Below are 16355 nucleotides of genomic sequence, written 5' to 3'. Positions count from 1 at the left end.
TTCAATAAACACTTTTTTATTTGCCCTGGTTACCAGCACGATGAAGGTCACGGAATGGACCATCAATCGCAATTAACTCATCGTACTTACCATTTTGAATAATTCCTTGCCCTTTTCCTAAGACAAAAATTTGATCAACATTTTTAATTGTACTTAATCTGTGCGCAATTGAAATCGTTGTTTTACCAACCATAATTTTTTCTAATTCAGCTTGAATTTCTTTTTCCACAATATTATCTAAAGCACTTGTTGCTTCATCTAAAATTAAAACTTGTGGATTTTTTAAAATCATTCGGGCAATAACTAGCCGTTGTTTTTGACCACCTGATAGCATAAACCCTCGTTCTCCTAAAATAGTATTATAACCATCTTTTCAACCCATTACTAAATCATGTAAGTTCGCTTTTTTACAAGCTTCAACTACTTCTTCATCTGTTGCATTAAACATTCCATATTTTACATTATAAATAACATCCCCAAATAAAATTTTTGGTTCTTGCTCAACATAACCAACATGTGTTAAATAACTTGCTAAGTTTAATTTTTTTAAATTAGTGTTATTAACAATAACTTCCCCACTAGTTGGATCATAGAAACGTAATAATAATTTTGAAATTGTTGATTTACCACTTCCAGTTTCTCCAACAAAGGCATAACTTTTTCCTTTTTCAAAAGTCACTGTTGTTTTAGGAAAAATAATAACACCTGGTTTTTCAGGATATTCAAAAACAATATCTTTTAAAATAATATCTCCTTTAACTTCTTTTACCTCTGGAGCATTACGGTTTGGTTCAATTGTTGTATCAACACGAATTAATTGAATAATTCGTTTTGTTGAAGTTGTTGCACGTGCTAATCCTGGAACTAATCCAGTTAATGTTCAAATTGGAAATGCCAAAGTATTAACACCTGTAATAAAGGCTGGTAAAATTTTCATAATACGATTAGTATGTTCTGCGCCTTTATTACCATATAAAATGATACTTGCTAAGACAACAATCACTGTTAAACTTAATGCACATAAAATAATAATTGTTGTCATTCATGCTTGAATACGATTTAAACGACGATTAACACGGTAATATTCTTTGTGAATTTGTTCAAAACGAACACGTTCATATTCTTCTGTTCCGGTTGCTTTAATTAGGGCGATTGATGCAATTCGATCGGTCACATCTCCATTAACATCTGTAATTTTTGCACGAACATTTTCTGTTTCTAATGCTTGTGAACGGAAAGTTACTGCAACAGCAACCATAAATAATGATGTTGAGCCTAAACAAATCAATGCTAATTTTCAATCAATATTTAATAATGAAACTGCACTACCAATAAATATAATTGGAATACTAATTAAGTTAGCTGGGGTTAACTGTGATTCATCCCCAATAACTTGTGTATCATTAATTAATTTAGTCATTGTTTCTCCAATTTTTTTATCAGAATAATAACCTATGTTTAAATTAACTAAGTTATTTAATACCGCATTACGGACATCGATTTCAATATTCCGCCCTAGCATGCCACCTACTCGTTCACGAATATTTGTTGTAATTACGGCAATTAATAAGTCCACACCAATGATAATTAATCATATATATCATCGTAATCCTGTTGTTACTGAAGTTGGATCATCACCAAATTCATATAAAATTTCACTCATTAATTGGTTAATTAAAAAAGTCATTATGACAATTGAAGTCGAACTTAATACTAACGCTCATAAAATTGTAAACGAACGTAATAAATAACGACGGTAATAAATTGCAACTAACTTAAAAAAACCAATTCGAGGTGCCTTGATTCTTTTCATCATTTCTAATGGCGTTTCTTGCTTACGAGCTTGATTTTTTTCATGTAATTCATTGTAATCTAAATTCTTTTCAATTTTATTAATATCAATTAATTCTTTAATTTTCCCCATAACCTCACCTCATTTCTTAAAAAATGCGAGCCTAATTATTTGCTCTCTTATTAATGTATTATATCAAAAAAAAAAAAAATAAAACTTTTTTAAAATTTTAAAAAAGTTTTTTATACATATATTCCATATCGATCAACTAATTGTCTTGTCCGTTGCTCTAGTAACAAAAATAAAGTCGCATTTACAATATACTTAGCAGTAAAAATTCCAAAGAAAATTCCGATAAAAATTAAAGTATGTTGTCATGACTCAAAAATAGATGCCATACCACTATTATCGTGGTCATGATCATGCCCAGCATGCGCAACAGTAATTTGGTTAGATCAATCAATTTGATTACTTGTTATATTCTCTGTCGGAACTAACACATTCAAACTATCGTGTAGAACATGCGCATGGTCAACATCAGGATGCGTATGACCCATATTTACTAAAATTTTTGCAACAATTAAAAATGAAATTGCTTCAATTAAAGCACATATTGGTACTATAATAACAAATGCCAAGATTTTTTTTCCTCATTTAATATTAGCAATTTTATGATGATGATCATGTGCTTTTTTAACATGATGATATTCATGAATAGTATGGTCTTCGACATTTTCTGGAACCGTAATTTTATGACAAGCATTAAATAAAATATAATAAACAAATCAAGTTACAAACACAACTAAGATATTAAAAATCATAAAGAATGCCATTTCAAGTCAAGTATGATGCCCATCAATTAAATTATGAATTCAGGGTAATGCAATTCCTTCTAATAAAGCAAATCCTAATCCAACAATTGCAATTGAATAAATAATTACTAAAGTATCAAAAAATCGTAAACCAAACGTTGCCCCTCAAGGAGTCGAAACACTAAAAACCTCTAGTAAACTTAATCCAACAGCCATAGCTAAAAAAATCGCAGAAGCAGCAATTTTAAACGTAATTGATCTTTGATTATATAATTCCTTATGAAAAACTGATTTTTTAATCCGAGTTCAAATCTTATCATTTTGTACTGTTAAAACATCGGTAGTATTTTTTTTCATTATCTTTTTCCTTTCTTATTTATAAAAATAAATTATAACTATCTAAACAAAAATAAAAATAGATTAATATCTATTTTTATTAGTAAAGTTACAACATCATAACCCACGTTCTGTTTTTATTTTTTAAAATAAAATACTAGTTATTTATCTATCAATTATTAAATTGATCCCCTTGTTTTTTCTACTTCAAAACAAGAAGTTCCCTTACCAAAATTTAGGTTTCTCGCTTGTGGGGTTTACCCGTTCCATTTTTTAAATTTCTTTAAAAACTCGTTTCTGTGGCACTTTTATAGAAAAAAATCCATATTATTTAATAATAACGTAGGATTTTTTTCAGCCGTCATAAGTAACCTTATGCCTAATTTTATGAATTAAATTAGCACAAACACTACAATCATCACAGATTGTGCGAGCGTGGAGTTTCCTCTATTAACAAAAAGTTAATAGCAACTAGTTCTGTTATAACTCATATCTATTATACTATATCTTAGAGATTAATTAAATAAATCTAATCGTTATTTATTTTTCCTTCTAAGTTATGAATCCGTTTTATTAAATCCGCTTTTGAAAATCCTTCTTCTTCTAAACGAGCTTTTTGGGCTTTTGTTTCATCAAGTTGAGCTCTTAAAACATCATTTTTATCTTGCAAATCATTTAATTGTTGACGCAAATACTTAATTTCTTTATTAAAGTCATTAGTAATTCCTTCAAAAACGCGATAATCTGTCGCAACCATATCTAAGAATGTATCAACTTCATTTGGATCATAACCTTGATAATCAACTTGGAATTCCTTATTAATAATATCCGTTGCTCGTAATTTAATTGTTTTCATTTTTTACACCTCATTTACAAGGAACAAAGTTCCTTTTTTGATAATTAATTATTAAAGGAGGAAACAAAATGTATCTACCCAATAATCGTGGCATGTTTTTAGAATTTTTACTTAATTATACTATTCAAAAATATTTTGATAATAATACTAGTCTTTTTTTAAACGGCCAGTAAATATTATTCCACTTGAAAAATACCAGCATTTAATCACAAAAAGTTATTTTAAAACAAAAACTGGATGTGATTATTATGGACTTTATCAAGGTCATTATATTGAATTTGAAGCAAAAGAAATCAATCAACAAAAATTTAATTTAAACAATATTAAGACACATCAATTACAACAATTAGCATTAGTTCATAATCATCATGACATTAGTTTTATTATTATTTACTTTCATCCCTATAATCGTTATTTTATTTTATCATATCAAAAATTAACAGAATGAATAAAATTAATGCCAACAAAACAAATACCACTTTCATATTTTATTGAAAATGGCCATAAGCTTTTTTTAGTTTTTCCTAATTTCCTTGATTTTGAACCAATTCTTAATCAATTAATCAATTATATTTAGTTAATGATTTTGGTTTATTTTTAAGATAATTATCAATAAACTTCAGCAATTCTTTAAAAGTTAGTTTTGCATTTTGATGATTATTAATAATTAAGGTTAATTGAAAATCAGAAATTTTATTTTCTAAATAAGTATTTAAAGTTGCTTTTTCGTGTTCATTTAAAGGTTGATGTAAAATTTGATTCACTTGTTCAAATAAAATCTTTTTTTCAACATTTAATTCTAAGTTTTCAATTGCAATAATAATCTTATTAAAAATTGGTGATAAATCCATTTCTAAAACATCTTTTTTCATTTTAATATCAATAAAGCCAGCTTGCTTCAAGTGATCTAACATCTTTTTTGCTTGGGCTTCACTAAAGTTAGAATGATTTGCAATTTCTAATGGCGTGATAAACCTTCTATCAGAAGAAGAACAGTTCATAATCAACATAATTAATACTAACTGTTCTTCTGACAAATTTATTAATTTATAATGACTTAACAAAAAAGACCACTTATTAATACTTCCTTTGTTAAATAAACTATTTAACATAACAATTAAATCTTTCGTAATTGTTAATTATTGTTTAAATCAGTTTTTAATTGTTTACCTGCTTTAAATTTAGCTGATTTAGAAGCTGGAATTTTAATTGTTTCTCCTGTTGACGGATTTCTTCCATCTCTTGCTGCTCTTTCGGTTACAGCAAATTTCCCAAATCCTGCAATTGAGACTTCTTTTCCAGCAACTAAAGCTTTTTTAATATGATCAAAAACAAAATTTGTAATTTCTTCTGCATGTGTTTTTGATAACACATCAGTAAATTTTTCGGCAATTTGCGCTGCTAGTTCTTTTTTTGACATAATTACACCTCTTCTAATAAACCTTGTATAAATTTAGGTTTATATTATCTTACCTAATTTTTATAAAAATGTATACCTTTTTTAAACAAAAACATTACTTTCATAAAGTTTTCTGCTTTGATAAATCACTTTTAAAATAATCAATGCTACAATATTATAGTAGTAATGCAGGATATTAAATTACTACAAAAACTAAAAAACAAGGAGAAATAATTATCAATGATTTTAAAAATAAAATTAGCTTGAAAGCAAATTTATAAACTATTTTTTGGAATTGTTGGCCTTGTTATTTTAGGATGAGCATTTATTAATGGGATTTTAAATCAAAATAATATTATAAACCATTATAATGGCGATTACACCCTATACGCATTAGATTTTTTTACAACTTTTACATGCTTATCAAATCTAGGAATCTTATTCTGATTCTTAATTAGTGGAATTCGCCATCATCAAGAAAATAAAAATAAAATTCAATCATACCCAGTTGCATTAGCAGCAGCTTGTTATATTACAATTACTTTTATTATTTACAATTGTTTATTATTGCCAACACAACCTTTACCAGGCAGTCCAATAGGATGGATTACAACAGTTATTGACCATATGACAAATCCGATTGCATTTGTTATTTACATCTTATTTTTTATGGAAAATAAACAAGAAATTAACTTAAAACAATTTTTTAGAAAAAACTTTTGAAAATATTTACTTGTCCTATTAGGATATTGCGCATATGCAATGATTAGAGGAGAATTACGTCGTCTTTCTGGTAATCATTTTACTTGACCAGGGAATGAACCAGGAATTATTGAAAATCGATGATATCCTTATTTCTTTTTAAATATCCATACTCCTTTTTTATGGATTCCCGGATATCTTTGATTCTTCATTGCTTTTTTTGCCATTTTAGGAATCCTAATTGGTAGTATGTATTTATATAATTATTGTAATAAATTAAAACAAAATTTTACCAAACATTGCAAGAAATAACTATTAATAAAAACTATCATAATAAAAATTATTATGATGATGAACTATAAACATAGTTTATAGTTTTTTCTTTGTATTTTATTTTGTAACATTTTTTAAATCGTTAATTGTTTTTTATTTATAATTGATTTTCAGAAACTATAATCTTAAAATAAAATGTTGCTTGAGTTTTAACTCAGCAAAAAAAATCTGGATTTGTTACAATAGCTTTAGCTGTAAATTTTGCTTTAATAGTATTATTAGAATATGTTAAATTTAAAATTAACTTTAAATTTGCTACTTCAGATTCAGCTATAATGTAACCATACTCATAATAAGTTTCTGCTATTTTAGTTTCAAATTGAGTATTATTTATTAATAAAATATTGGTTTTGTCTTTTATTAAAGGTGAATTAATATGATAATATTTAGAACTATTGTGTCCTTCAACTCAGCTTTGACGACGGTTTTTAAACTCTATAATACTAAAATATTTATAATTTGTTTCTATTGGTAATGTTTTTGTTCAAGTAAATGTATTTTCATCAGAATTTCATCAATAAAAAGCTGTTACTTTAGTAATTGGTGTTTTTAATTCAAATTCTTCTGTAATATTATTTAATTTTGCAGCAATTGTTAATGGTGCACTAGCAACGATAAAATTAATAATTCCTAAAAATCCTAAAATTTTTTTCATCTTTGGCCTTTTTTCCTTTCCTTAAGATTCATTAATATATGGATTTTTCATAGTTAATTCTTGGTTATAATATATCATATTTTAAAGTATAGTATAAATTAATAAATGGTTATCTTTCTGTTTAGAACTTACCTAAAACAGACAAAAAAATCATTTGTCAAATTTTTACGAGATAATATTTTTGGTGTTCACAGCATTATTATTTAAACTACTTGTTAAATAACTTTTTATGAAAAGCAAAAATCTGCTGTGTTTTTGTTTACCATATGTTACCATAATACAAACCTTAAATTATTCAAAACTATAAAATACTTGTTAAATAATAATGTGGCACCTATTCATTTTTATGATGCTAAGGAATGAAGAAAAAATGGTTAGTACTTTAGTTAACAAAATTAATACTGCTGAAATTATAAAACTAATACATAAGAATGAAAAACCTCTTACAATAAGAATCTAAGATTATATGGAACAGCTTAATATCCTCTTTAGACACCAAGCAACTCCCCCTGCTAACTTATTGTATTTTTTACATAATATTCATTTTTTTTGATGAAAACCTCTTACTTGTTAAGAGCTTTTATTTTTTAAATTCTACTTCTAAACAATATATTTTTGTTTGTTGTGATTGTAACTTATTAATTCATGGTTTTTGGTCAAAAGGAATTGTTTGATAATTAATGTCATCTTGATGACCATCTCATGGTTCAACACAAATATATTTTGCATCATTTTGACATTTTTAAATTAATACATTTGGATAACCTTTTGTCGTTAAACTAATTTCTCGGGATGAATCAACAATTAAACTTTGTTTGTTGTTTGTTTTAGTAATGCATAGCATTGGCCAGTTGTAAAATCATATTGATTTATTAAAAACTGTGAGTTTGTTTCTGTTTTCATTTCTGAACCCAAAAAAGCACCGCCAGGAATATGCGTAATTACTTGTGGACAATCAAAAATAACTTTTCTGGAATAATCATTACAAATAAAGGCTGGATGTCAGCCAAAATTATATGGTAATGGTTTTTGGTAAAGATTAATAATTTTAATCTTATTAACTAATTTTTTTGCTACTAATTGATATGTTATTTCTAATTTAAATAAGAATGGATACTGATTATAAAAATATTTTGTTGCTATATATTCAACGACCAATGTATATGTTGTATAAGTAAGAACTTTTCAAGCAGTAATTGCACGAAAAAATCCGTGTCCCATCATCATATAAGTCTTATCTGCTAATTGATATTGATTATTAATTAACTTTCCTGTGATTGGAAAACAAATTGGTCATGATTTTTTTCATGTACTATCTTGTTGATAAATATATTCTTTGCCCGCGTTTTTTAACGAAATTAATTCAAATGGATGAGAACTAAGAGTTGCTTCTAAATTTTTATTTTCCTTTGTTATTTTATGATAATTAATAACCTATTCGATGTGGTTTATTTTCCATAATATTAACCCCACCATTTGTTCCAATCAGCGTTGCCCCTGCTGTAATCATTGCTAAAACATCAGCTTTAGTACGAACTCCCCCATTTGCCTTAACTTGCATATCCTTACCAACTGTTGTTTTCATTAGTTTAACATTGGCAATAGTTGCACCTGCTTTACTAAAACCTGTTGAAGTTTTAACAAAATCAAGGTCTGCTGCTTTTGCTAACTGACACGCTTTAATAATTTCTGTTTCAGATAATAAGCATGTTTCTAAAATTACTTTTACAATATGCTGTCCATCTGCTTTTTTACATGCTGCCATATCTCCACGCACTAAATCATAATTATTTGATTTAAATTGACTAATATTCATTACCATATCAATTTCTGTTGCCCCATCAGCTAATGCTGTTGTAATTTCTGTCACTTTTGTTATAGTAGCATTTGCACCTAATGGAAAACCAACCACCGCACAAACATTAACTGTACTATCTTGTAATAAATTATGAGATAATTGAACATAAGTTGGATTAATACAAACCGATGCAAAATCATATTCTTTTGCTTCAGCACATAATTTTTTAATCTCTATTATAGTTGCATCTGGCTTCAATAAAGTATGATCAATATATTTATTTAATTTCATTTAATAATTCTTCCTGTTGTTCTTGATTAATTTGAACTGCTTCTAAAATACGAATCGCCGCAATTGAGTAATCTAATAACCGCTTCATTTCCGAATAGTTCTCAGTATTTATTATATTAATAAAACACTGTAATTCATAGTACATTTTATTATTATGTTTTGACCTTAATGGCAAAACTATTGTTTGATTTGTAAGACGATTATATTTTGTAATTGCTTCTAATTTTGTTAAATTAGTAACATTAATTGTTGTATCATAACTTAAAATTTTACTAGGACTAATGCCTGTCGATGCTTTTGAACAAACAATACTAGTTAAAATATTATTACTATGTTGTAAAAGAACAACATTATTAATATCAACGCCATTCTTTAACTTATGACTCATTGCCTTAACATCTTTGACTGGTCCAAATAAAGCAACTGCTAATTCAACGGGATAAATTAACATATCATATAAAGAACCTTTCCCTAAGGTTTCATCAAAAACAGAATTATATTGGTCTAATAAGACTTCTTTCATTCGGCTTGAATACTGATTACAATGAAAACAAGCTAAAAAAGGTTTAATTTTATTTACATTTGTTTGCAAAATTTGATAAGCTGGTAAATGTAAGGGCTTGAAAGCTTCCATCAAAAAAAGATTATTAATTTCTGCTATTTGTTTTAATTCAATTAATTCATGCGCAAAAAAAGTTGCCGGTTTTTCAACTAAAACATGCTTCTGTTGTTGCAAAAAAATACTTTGCTTGTTGATAATGTAAACCATTTGGTGAAGCAATATAAATAATATCGATATAATCTAACATATCTTCAAAATTATCTACAATATGGACTAATAAATTATTTTTTGAAGCAAAAAATTTAGCTTTTTCTAAACTACGTGAATAAAGGGAAGTAATTTTAACTCCTTGTACATCACAACAAGCATCAATAAATTCACTAACAATATTGCCTGTACCAATGGTTCTAATCTTTAACATAAAAGCACCTCACTATGTACCTTTCATTTTTTTAATTGTTGGTAAATTAGTTATTCATATCAACATTAAAAATAATTTCACTTGCTTGAAAAAAGTTACTTTTACCGCTTATAACTGAAACTATATAACGTTTTTGTTGTGCATCATATGTTCCTTCTAAGCCAAGGCCATTCGAATTAGTTTGTTTAAAAACAGGACCACCTAAAACATTAGTAGCCGCAGCGTCTAATTCATTTTGATTTTTAACGGTTAATTTTGGGGATGTTGATGATAATCAATTTTTTAAAGTTGGTCGAAGATCAACATAAGATTTTGTTTCTAAATTACCTCACATTACTGAACCTTTTACTGATTTTGCATTTGGTTTCGCTTCCATTTTCACATAAACTTGATTAAAAGTAAGTGTGTCATTTAAATATTTAACCGTAATATTAACTTCATCCCAAGGTAAATATACTGAGGATAAATCTTGAATGCCTTTTGTAATTGCTGAAGTTAATTTAACTTCAGCAATTACAAAAGGCATTCAAGATTTATCTTCCGTTATTAATTACTCTTTTTTTAATTATAAACTAATTACTATTTTTATCATCATCAAAGAAAGGATTTCCGCTCTTTTTTGTTTGTTGCTCATTTGTTAAAACAGCATTATTTTTTTCCTGTTCTTTTGCTCATTGTTCTGAATCTTGTCAATTTTTTTTAACAATAAAAATTCGTTCTTCAACGCAAACAATTGATTCTAATACTGAACAAGCAATTGTTCCAACAAAGACCATTGGAAACGATACATATCAAAAAATACAAATTTGGGCTGGATTTAAAACCTTAGTATTAGCTAAAATTAAAAAAAATAAACTAATTGCAAAAATTAAATATTGACCGATATAAAAAAACTGCATAAAAATAATATGTTTTCTCAATAATTGAAATGGTGTCTTTTTTAACTCATGAATACGAACTAAATGATAAATAATAAAAATAATAATAGCAAAGCCAATTAAAACATAACCAATTTTGTACCCTGTTACTGCTGAAATGTCTCATTTTTGTAATCCTAAAATTAAAAAAATTAATACTAAAGCTGTATATAATATTATATTTGCAACACTAACTAGTGCTTTAATCGATACTACTTTTGTCATCTTTGCATTCTCCTATAATTCCTTTTCATACATAATCATTGCTAAAAGTGCAATTGATGCGGTTTCGGCCCGTAAAATTCGTTGTCCTAATGAAACAGGATAATAATGATATGAAGATAAAACCGCAATTTCATTTGGAGTAAATCCACCTTCAGGGCCAATTACAATTGTAATTGTTTTAAAATCTTGTTGTAAAAACTGTTTTATTGATAATGTTTCTACAACTTTTTCATAACAAACAAGATTAACATCACTTTGATATTTTTGTAAAACTTTTAAATCACTTTCAACATCATGCACCAATGGTACTTGATTACGATAAGATTGTTCCGTTGCTTCCTTACAAATTTTTGTTCAACGTTCAATCTTTTTAAAATTATTTTCACCTTTTAATTGTACCACACAACGACTAAACTGAAAGGGAATGATTTCATTAACTCCTAATTCTGTTGCTTTTTGTAATAAGTAGTCTCATTTTGTATTTCGAATTAGTCCTGCAATTAATCGTACTGTAATTGGGCTTTCATGATTTTGTTCTAATTTTTTAATTAATTTAAATGCGTACTTTTGTGGTGATTGTACTTCTAATGTTGTTAAATAATGTTCACCATTATAAATACAAATAATTTGGGTTTGATTTCTTAACCGTAAAACTTGTTTAATTTGTTTAACATCATCTTCAACTAAAATAAAGTAATTTTCTTCTAATTGGTTGGCAACAAAACGATGCATTATTGATCATCTCCTAATATTTCTTCCATTATTTTATCTAATTTTTGATATAGTTCTGGCAGTGATTTGTTAGTAATTATTTTATAATCAGGTTTTATCTGTTTAAAAAAAGTTTCTTGAATTTTTAAAAGCTGTTCTGTTTGGTCTGATTGTTGTTGATCACGAGCATTAATTCGTGCAATAATGTTTTCTTTACTAGCAGTAATAAATATTTTTGCAGTAAAAGAAAGCGCTAATGTGCTTAAACCAATTGCTTCAACTAAAAAATTTTGGTTTGGGTTATTATTAATAATTGTGATAATTTGTTGATTAACTTTTGGCCATAAATAATTATTCAACTTATTATTAGCAACAGGATTAGTAAAAATAATTGTTCGTAAACAATCACGGTTAAGAACACCATCAATAATTATCCCCGGAAAAGTTTGCTCTAAAAAACACAAAACAGTTGGATCTTGCATAATTTCTTTTGCAATTTTATCTGCGTTTAAATAAGTGAAATGATATTTATTTTGTAAGTATTCACAGGCACTTGTTTTTCCTGCTCCAATATAACCATAAACACCAATTATCATTTATGTTTGATTCCTTTCTAACAATTGCTTGTTACTAAAATTAATTTAAGTTTAATAAATTTTCTGCAACAATAACATCAAAAATAGCTTGTGCAACAGCCATTGTTTCCATTGATGTATAGTGAATACCATCATATTTACTTTGATCTTCAGGATATGGATTTGCTGCTAATTGTAAATTAACAACAGGAATATTTAACTTTGCAAAATATTTTTGATAAGCATCTGGTAATGATGTCAACAACTCACCATCATGTAAAGTTAATACTTTTGGTGGACACACCACTAAAACTTGATAATTAACTTTTTCCTTATTATCTTTATGCAACGATTCCATTTTATTAACCAATTCCCCTAATGAATCAACAATCTTTGTTTTAATTGGATAATCTGGAATTTCTTTTAATTTTGCATAAGCATCATAACCAAAATAATCATTTGTTCCTAAAAAATCATAAACAAATCAATTGGATGTGCTTTTTGATATAAAACTGATAAATTATCCATTCCATTATCTTGGGAAAACCAAAATCAATTAATGGTTTAATAATTGTTCGTCCTGGCTGAGCATCAGTTTGAATTTCAATTTCTCTTGTTTGGTAATATTTTGTTAATAAATTTTCTAATTTTACTGGTCAATTATCTGCATCTGCCATTTTGCCAGTTCCCATAGGTAAGTAACTAAAAGTTAGTGAATCTCCTAAAATTGCAATGTTCTTTTTCATCCATCTCATCCTCTCTGTTATACCATTATTTTATCTWACTTCATTATAATTAAGATTTTTTTTTTAAAACTGTATGGAAAAATAAAATGATTCATGCTAACCCAAATAAACCACGTAATGCATTAGGCAATGTTTGATAAACACGTAAGTATTGTGCTAAAGAATAAAATAAAAATAAAAATGCAATAATAAATGAACAAAAAATTCATAACAAAATAATTACAATAATATTTAGTCATTCATTATCATTATTTTGCAATTGCGCGGTAAATTCAGTTGATGAACGAAAGCGAGTAAAAAAATAAGCTAATGGTCACAATAATAAATATAAAAAATATAAAATTGGAGATAATAACAAAAATAAAATAACTTTTATAAAAATAAGGCCCGTTGATTGTTTCACTGTTTTTTCGCTTCTTTCTTTTTTAATTTTATAATTTTCTATTAAATAATGAAATTCAAATTGAATGTGCAATCAATATATTAACTATTATTATAAAGTTTTTTTAATGCCTATGCAACAGGGGGAAAAATAGCAACAGCTAGCAACATTTCTGGTAAATAATTAGTTGCTAAAATAATTCAAGTAAAAGTGTGAAAAAAACGTTGTTGATCTGGGTTAGTATAAATTAAAGGACCAATAAAATACATAAAAACTAAAACAAAAATAGTATTTAAAGTAGCTGCAGTAAAAGCAATGATAATATTATAAATTTTTAAATAATGTCGTTGGTATCAAGTCAATTCTATAATTTGATTAGTATAAATTTTTGCTTCAAGTTTAACAGAAGTTTTTGTTAAAAAATAAGCTAAAATACCAACACAAAGTCCCATTAAAACACGTGGCACAACAGAAAACAATGGATTAAGAAAAATAAAACTAGTTGGACCTGGTGAAATTAGTCTTTGAATTAATGAAGATAAACCAAAAATAAGACCATAAATTAAACCCGCTCAAATTAAATTTAAATTCATTGTAATATATAAAGCATACATTCCAATTAAAAACAAAATATGCATTAAGGTTAAACTAACTAGGCCAACAGTAATATATCCTAATGATGGAACTAACGCAAACAATAAAAAAATTGCAATAATAATACTATTAATTGTAATCATTCTTGTCGTTACTTTTTTCATTTATTCCTCCAATGATAACTAAAATCATTTAATTGTGTATTACTTCTTTATATCTAATTTTCATGTTGCTAATTTTTCCTGATCAGCAATCGCAATATATGGCAAATTGCGTAAACGTTTTTGATAATCTAAACCAAAGTCAATTAAAAAAAGCAGGTGGAACATCAAACCCATATCAATCAGCAACTAAATCGACTTTACGACCAGCTTTTTTATCTAATAAAGTAACAACTTTCACACTACGTGCTCCTTTTAGATATAAATAGTCTTTAATCATTTTAATTGTTTTACCACTATCAATAATATCTTCGACTAATAAAATATCTCGATTTGTTATTGGCATTGGTAAATCAAGTAAAATTTGGGGAGTATCTTTACTCTTAACACCACCAAAATAAGATGAAACAACCATATATTCAGTTTCACATTCAACACCAACTAAATGAGCAATAAATTTTGCCATAAAAGGAATACATCCTTTTAATAATCCTAAGCATAAAATTGTATTATCTTTTGCTGGATATTCATTAAGATAATAATGACTAATTTGTTGTCCTAATTCAAAAAATTTTTCATCAATTTCTTCGGTAGTAATTAAAATTTCTTTTACAAGGGGATGTATCTTCATTTTTCTGCCTCACTAAATATTAATAATTTATTTTAATAATATAATTTATAGTATATTGTAATATAATTAATGTTTAATTAAAAGATACTTAATTTTAAAAAATAATGCGAAAATCTAAAATTAAATATAACTTATTTTATTAACTTTGGTAAATATAATGTTAAAAATTCATGTCATAATTCCCATGCTTTTATTTTCAGAGCATCACTTGCTAAAAACCAATATACAAACCCTTCTGAAACAAAATCACCAAGATTATTAAAAGAGTAGCTACTTAAATGAAATAAATTTAAAATTTGTTCTGGGGTTAAGTCTTGTCCATTTTCAATTTTATTTGCTAAAAAAACTTTAATTTCTTTAATAACATTAACTTGACGACTAAAATTAATATCAACGGTATGCCCTAATTCATGAAAAATAACATTAAAAATTTCACCAGAACTTCATCAACCATTTCGTCAAGAGTTAACGTTTACTTTATGACTACAAAGCAAAATGTTTTGTTCAAGAGCAATAGCTTGTTTAAACCCTTCTCGATATGTAGAACCAACAACTGGACCACCATTATTATTAATTCTTAATATTTTAACAAATTCTTTAACAATATCTTTTGATCAAATATTACTAATAAAATTATAAAATTTTACTAATAGTGTTTTTAATTCTGCTTGATAATCTGGGCAAAAAGTATTAATAACTTGTTGTCATCCTTGTCTTGTTTCAGCATATCAAAAATTTGATAATTCTTCATACGAATTAAAAACTTCTTGCTCATAAAATGGCAAATCAACATCTTGTGCTTGCATCAAAAATTCATTTGTTAGATTTTTTTCAAGATATGTTGCTTGATGCTTATTAATTCATAATCCATTATAATCACGTTGATAAAATTGTAGAAACCACATACATTTTGTATTTTTGGTTTTTATAGTTTTGAAAAGTAAATTTTTTTAATATTTTTAATTAAGGAGTTGATTTTTTCTTTAAAATAAACATTATTTTATTTTGCGGTCCCTAGTAACTAAGTATGGAAAAGATATTGTTATTAATACTGTAAATAAGATAGTAATTAATAATGTAAAAAAAATGAATTATGGCTGTATAAATTATTTTGGGGTATTTACTATATTTTAAGAAATTATGGAATAAATAATCCACATACTTAACTTAAATATACCATGTTTAATTTTATTGTCAACAAATTTTTATATTTTTTTAAATTTAATCACAACAAAAAATGCATTTTTATTAAAATTATTTAACTTAAAAATAAAATTAATAAAGATGTAAGTTTTGTTGTTCAGTTTTATTAAAATTATTATATAAAATACTATTGTGGGAATGAGTTAATACTCATGTTCTTATGGAAGCACTTAGTTATTTAAAATAACCGTCCCACTCTGCATTAAGTTTTATCTTTTAGGAGTTGTTTTATTTCAAATAAAAAAACAACCTT

Annotated in this window: 22 protein-coding genes, 1 other RNA gene and 1 pseudogene; 3 read left to right on the top strand and 21 right to left on the bottom strand. The window is 26.4% G+C overall.

What is annotated here, in order from left to right; genetic code table 4:
- Positions 1-16: 16 nt before the first annotated feature.
- The 4 genes from C6B38_RS07690 to C6B38_RS07675 form a co-directional block, all read right to left on the bottom strand.
- Positions 17-1924: an ABC transporter ATP-binding protein gene (locus C6B38_RS07690; protein WP_105299187.1), complete on the bottom strand. Its 1908-nt coding sequence runs from the start codon at positions 1922-1924 to the stop codon at positions 17-19.
- Between the two features lie 110 nt (positions 1925-2034).
- The gene (locus C6B38_RS07685; protein WP_105299186.1) at positions 2035-2961 is read right to left on the bottom strand and encodes a hypothetical protein; all 927 of its coding nucleotides are present in this window, start codon (positions 2959-2961) and stop codon (positions 2035-2037) included.
- Positions 2962-3055: 94 nt separating this feature from the next.
- Positions 3056-3423: RNase P RNA component class B (rnpB, locus tag C6B38_RS07680), an RNA gene on the bottom strand.
- A gap of 46 nt (positions 3424-3469) precedes the next feature.
- Positions 3470-3796 (bottom strand): DivIVA domain-containing protein, encoded by a 327-nt coding sequence (locus tag C6B38_RS07675; protein ID WP_004027654.1) that lies wholly within the window; start codon positions 3794-3796, stop codon positions 3470-3472.
- A gap of 68 nt (positions 3797-3864) precedes the next feature.
- Between C6B38_RS07675 and C6B38_RS11545 the strand changes: the two genes are divergently transcribed.
- Both C6B38_RS11545 and C6B38_RS07670 read left to right on the top strand, forming a co-directional pair.
- Positions 3865-3969 carry a Holliday junction resolvase RecU gene (locus C6B38_RS11545; protein WP_233485676.1) on the top strand — a complete coding sequence of 35 codons (105 nt, stop codon included), beginning with the start codon at positions 3865-3867 and terminating at the stop codon, positions 3967-3969.
- Positions 3970-3971: 2 nt separating this feature from the next.
- Complete coding sequence (locus C6B38_RS07670) at positions 3972-4373, top strand: Holliday junction resolvase RecU (protein WP_308686806.1); 402 nt, start codon at positions 3972-3974, stop codon at positions 4371-4373.
- Here the strand turns inward: C6B38_RS07670 and C6B38_RS07665 are convergent.
- Both C6B38_RS07665 and C6B38_RS07660 read right to left on the bottom strand, forming a co-directional pair.
- Positions 4348-4908, bottom strand: a complete 561-nt coding sequence (locus C6B38_RS07665) for a DnaD family protein (RefSeq protein ID WP_105299185.1) — start codon at positions 4906-4908, stop codon at positions 4348-4350. The two genes, C6B38_RS07670 and C6B38_RS07665, sit on opposite strands and share 26 nt — an antisense overlap.
- A gap of 23 nt (positions 4909-4931) precedes the next feature.
- Positions 4932-5216, bottom strand: a complete 285-nt coding sequence (locus C6B38_RS07660) for an HU family DNA-binding protein (protein ID WP_004027657.1) — start codon at positions 5214-5216, stop codon at positions 4932-4934.
- Positions 5217-5435: 219 nt separating this feature from the next.
- Between C6B38_RS07660 and C6B38_RS07655 the strand changes: the two genes are divergently transcribed.
- The gene (locus C6B38_RS07655; protein WP_233485675.1) at positions 5436-6209 is read left to right on the top strand and encodes a Pr6Pr family membrane protein; all 774 of its coding nucleotides are present in this window, start codon (positions 5436-5438) and stop codon (positions 6207-6209) included.
- 118 nt (positions 6210-6327) lie between these two features.
- Here C6B38_RS07655 and C6B38_RS07650 read toward each other — a convergent pair whose 3' ends face one another.
- From C6B38_RS07650 to C6B38_RS07590, 15 genes and pseudogenes are all read right to left on the bottom strand, one after another.
- Positions 6328-6885: a hypothetical protein gene (locus tag C6B38_RS07650; protein WP_105299184.1), complete on the bottom strand. Its 558-nt coding sequence runs from the start codon at positions 6883-6885 to the stop codon at positions 6328-6330.
- Between the two features lie 804 nt (positions 6886-7689).
- Entirely contained in the window at positions 7690-8112 is a 423-nt protein-coding gene (locus C6B38_RS11540) for an aldose epimerase family protein (RefSeq protein WP_233485674.1), read from the bottom strand.
- A 199-nt stretch (positions 8113-8311) separates the two neighbouring features.
- Positions 8312-8974: a deoxyribose-phosphate aldolase gene (gene deoC, locus C6B38_RS07640; RefSeq protein WP_105299183.1), complete on the bottom strand. Its 663-nt coding sequence runs from the start codon at positions 8972-8974 to the stop codon at positions 8312-8314.
- Positions 8961-9710 (bottom strand): Gfo/Idh/MocA family protein, encoded by a 750-nt coding sequence (locus C6B38_RS07635; RefSeq protein WP_233485673.1) that lies wholly within the window; start codon positions 9708-9710, stop codon positions 8961-8963. The genes deoC and C6B38_RS07635 overlap by 14 nt, the downstream gene beginning before the upstream one ends.
- Positions 9622-9957, bottom strand: coding sequence for a Gfo/Idh/MocA family oxidoreductase (locus tag C6B38_RS11535; protein WP_233485672.1), 336 nt, complete (start codon positions 9955-9957; stop codon positions 9622-9624). The genes C6B38_RS07635 and C6B38_RS11535 overlap by 89 nt, the downstream gene beginning before the upstream one ends.
- Positions 9958-10003: 46 nt before the next feature.
- Positions 10004-10483, bottom strand: coding sequence for a hypothetical protein (locus C6B38_RS07630; protein WP_233485671.1), 480 nt, complete (start codon positions 10481-10483; stop codon positions 10004-10006).
- Between the two features lie 46 nt (positions 10484-10529).
- Positions 10530-11099 carry a hypothetical protein gene (locus C6B38_RS07625; RefSeq protein WP_105299182.1) on the bottom strand — a complete coding sequence of 190 codons (570 nt, stop codon included), beginning with the start codon at positions 11097-11099 and terminating at the stop codon, positions 10530-10532.
- A gap of 12 nt (positions 11100-11111) precedes the next feature.
- Positions 11112-11831 carry an RsmE family RNA methyltransferase gene (locus C6B38_RS07620; protein ID WP_105299181.1) on the bottom strand — a complete coding sequence of 240 codons (720 nt, stop codon included), beginning with the start codon at positions 11829-11831 and terminating at the stop codon, positions 11112-11114.
- A complete protein-coding gene (coaE, locus tag C6B38_RS07615; RefSeq protein WP_105299180.1) occupies positions 11831-12406 on the bottom strand; it encodes a dephospho-CoA kinase in 576 nt (191 codons plus the stop codon). Before coaE ends, C6B38_RS07620 begins: the two co-directional genes overlap by 1 nt.
- A 40-nt stretch (positions 12407-12446) precedes the next feature.
- Complete coding sequence (locus C6B38_RS11530) at positions 12447-12743, bottom strand: hypothetical protein (RefSeq protein ID WP_233485670.1); 297 nt, start codon at positions 12741-12743, stop codon at positions 12447-12449.
- Positions 12744-12783: 40 nt separating this feature from the next.
- Positions 12784-13131: a hypothetical protein gene (locus tag C6B38_RS11525; protein ID WP_233485669.1), complete on the bottom strand. Its 348-nt coding sequence runs from the start codon at positions 13129-13131 to the stop codon at positions 12784-12786.
- A gap of 49 nt (positions 13132-13180) precedes the next feature.
- Positions 13181-13534, bottom strand: coding sequence for a hypothetical protein (locus C6B38_RS07605; RefSeq protein ID WP_105299194.1), 354 nt, complete (start codon positions 13532-13534; stop codon positions 13181-13183).
- A 110-nt stretch (positions 13535-13644) separates the two neighbouring features.
- On the bottom strand, positions 13645-14271 hold the full coding sequence (locus tag C6B38_RS07600) for an ECF transporter S component (protein WP_105299179.1): 627 nt from the start codon (positions 14269-14271) through the stop codon (positions 13645-13647).
- 39 nt (positions 14272-14310) lie between these two features.
- Positions 14311-14899, bottom strand: a pseudogene (gene hpt, locus C6B38_RS07595) (hypoxanthine phosphoribosyltransferase).
- Positions 14900-15030: 131 nt separating this feature from the next.
- Positions 15031-15804 (bottom strand): hypothetical protein, encoded by a 774-nt coding sequence (locus C6B38_RS07590; protein WP_105299178.1) that lies wholly within the window; start codon positions 15802-15804, stop codon positions 15031-15033.
- Positions 15805-16355: the final 551 nt, after the last annotated feature.

This window comes from Spiroplasma sp. ChiS (assembly GCF_002968355.1).
In the GTDB taxonomy this organism is placed as follows: Bacteria; Bacillota_I; Bacilli_A; order Mycoplasmatales; family Mycoplasmataceae; genus Spiroplasma; species Spiroplasma citri.
This window is presented reverse-complemented; position numbering and strand designations above follow the sequence as displayed.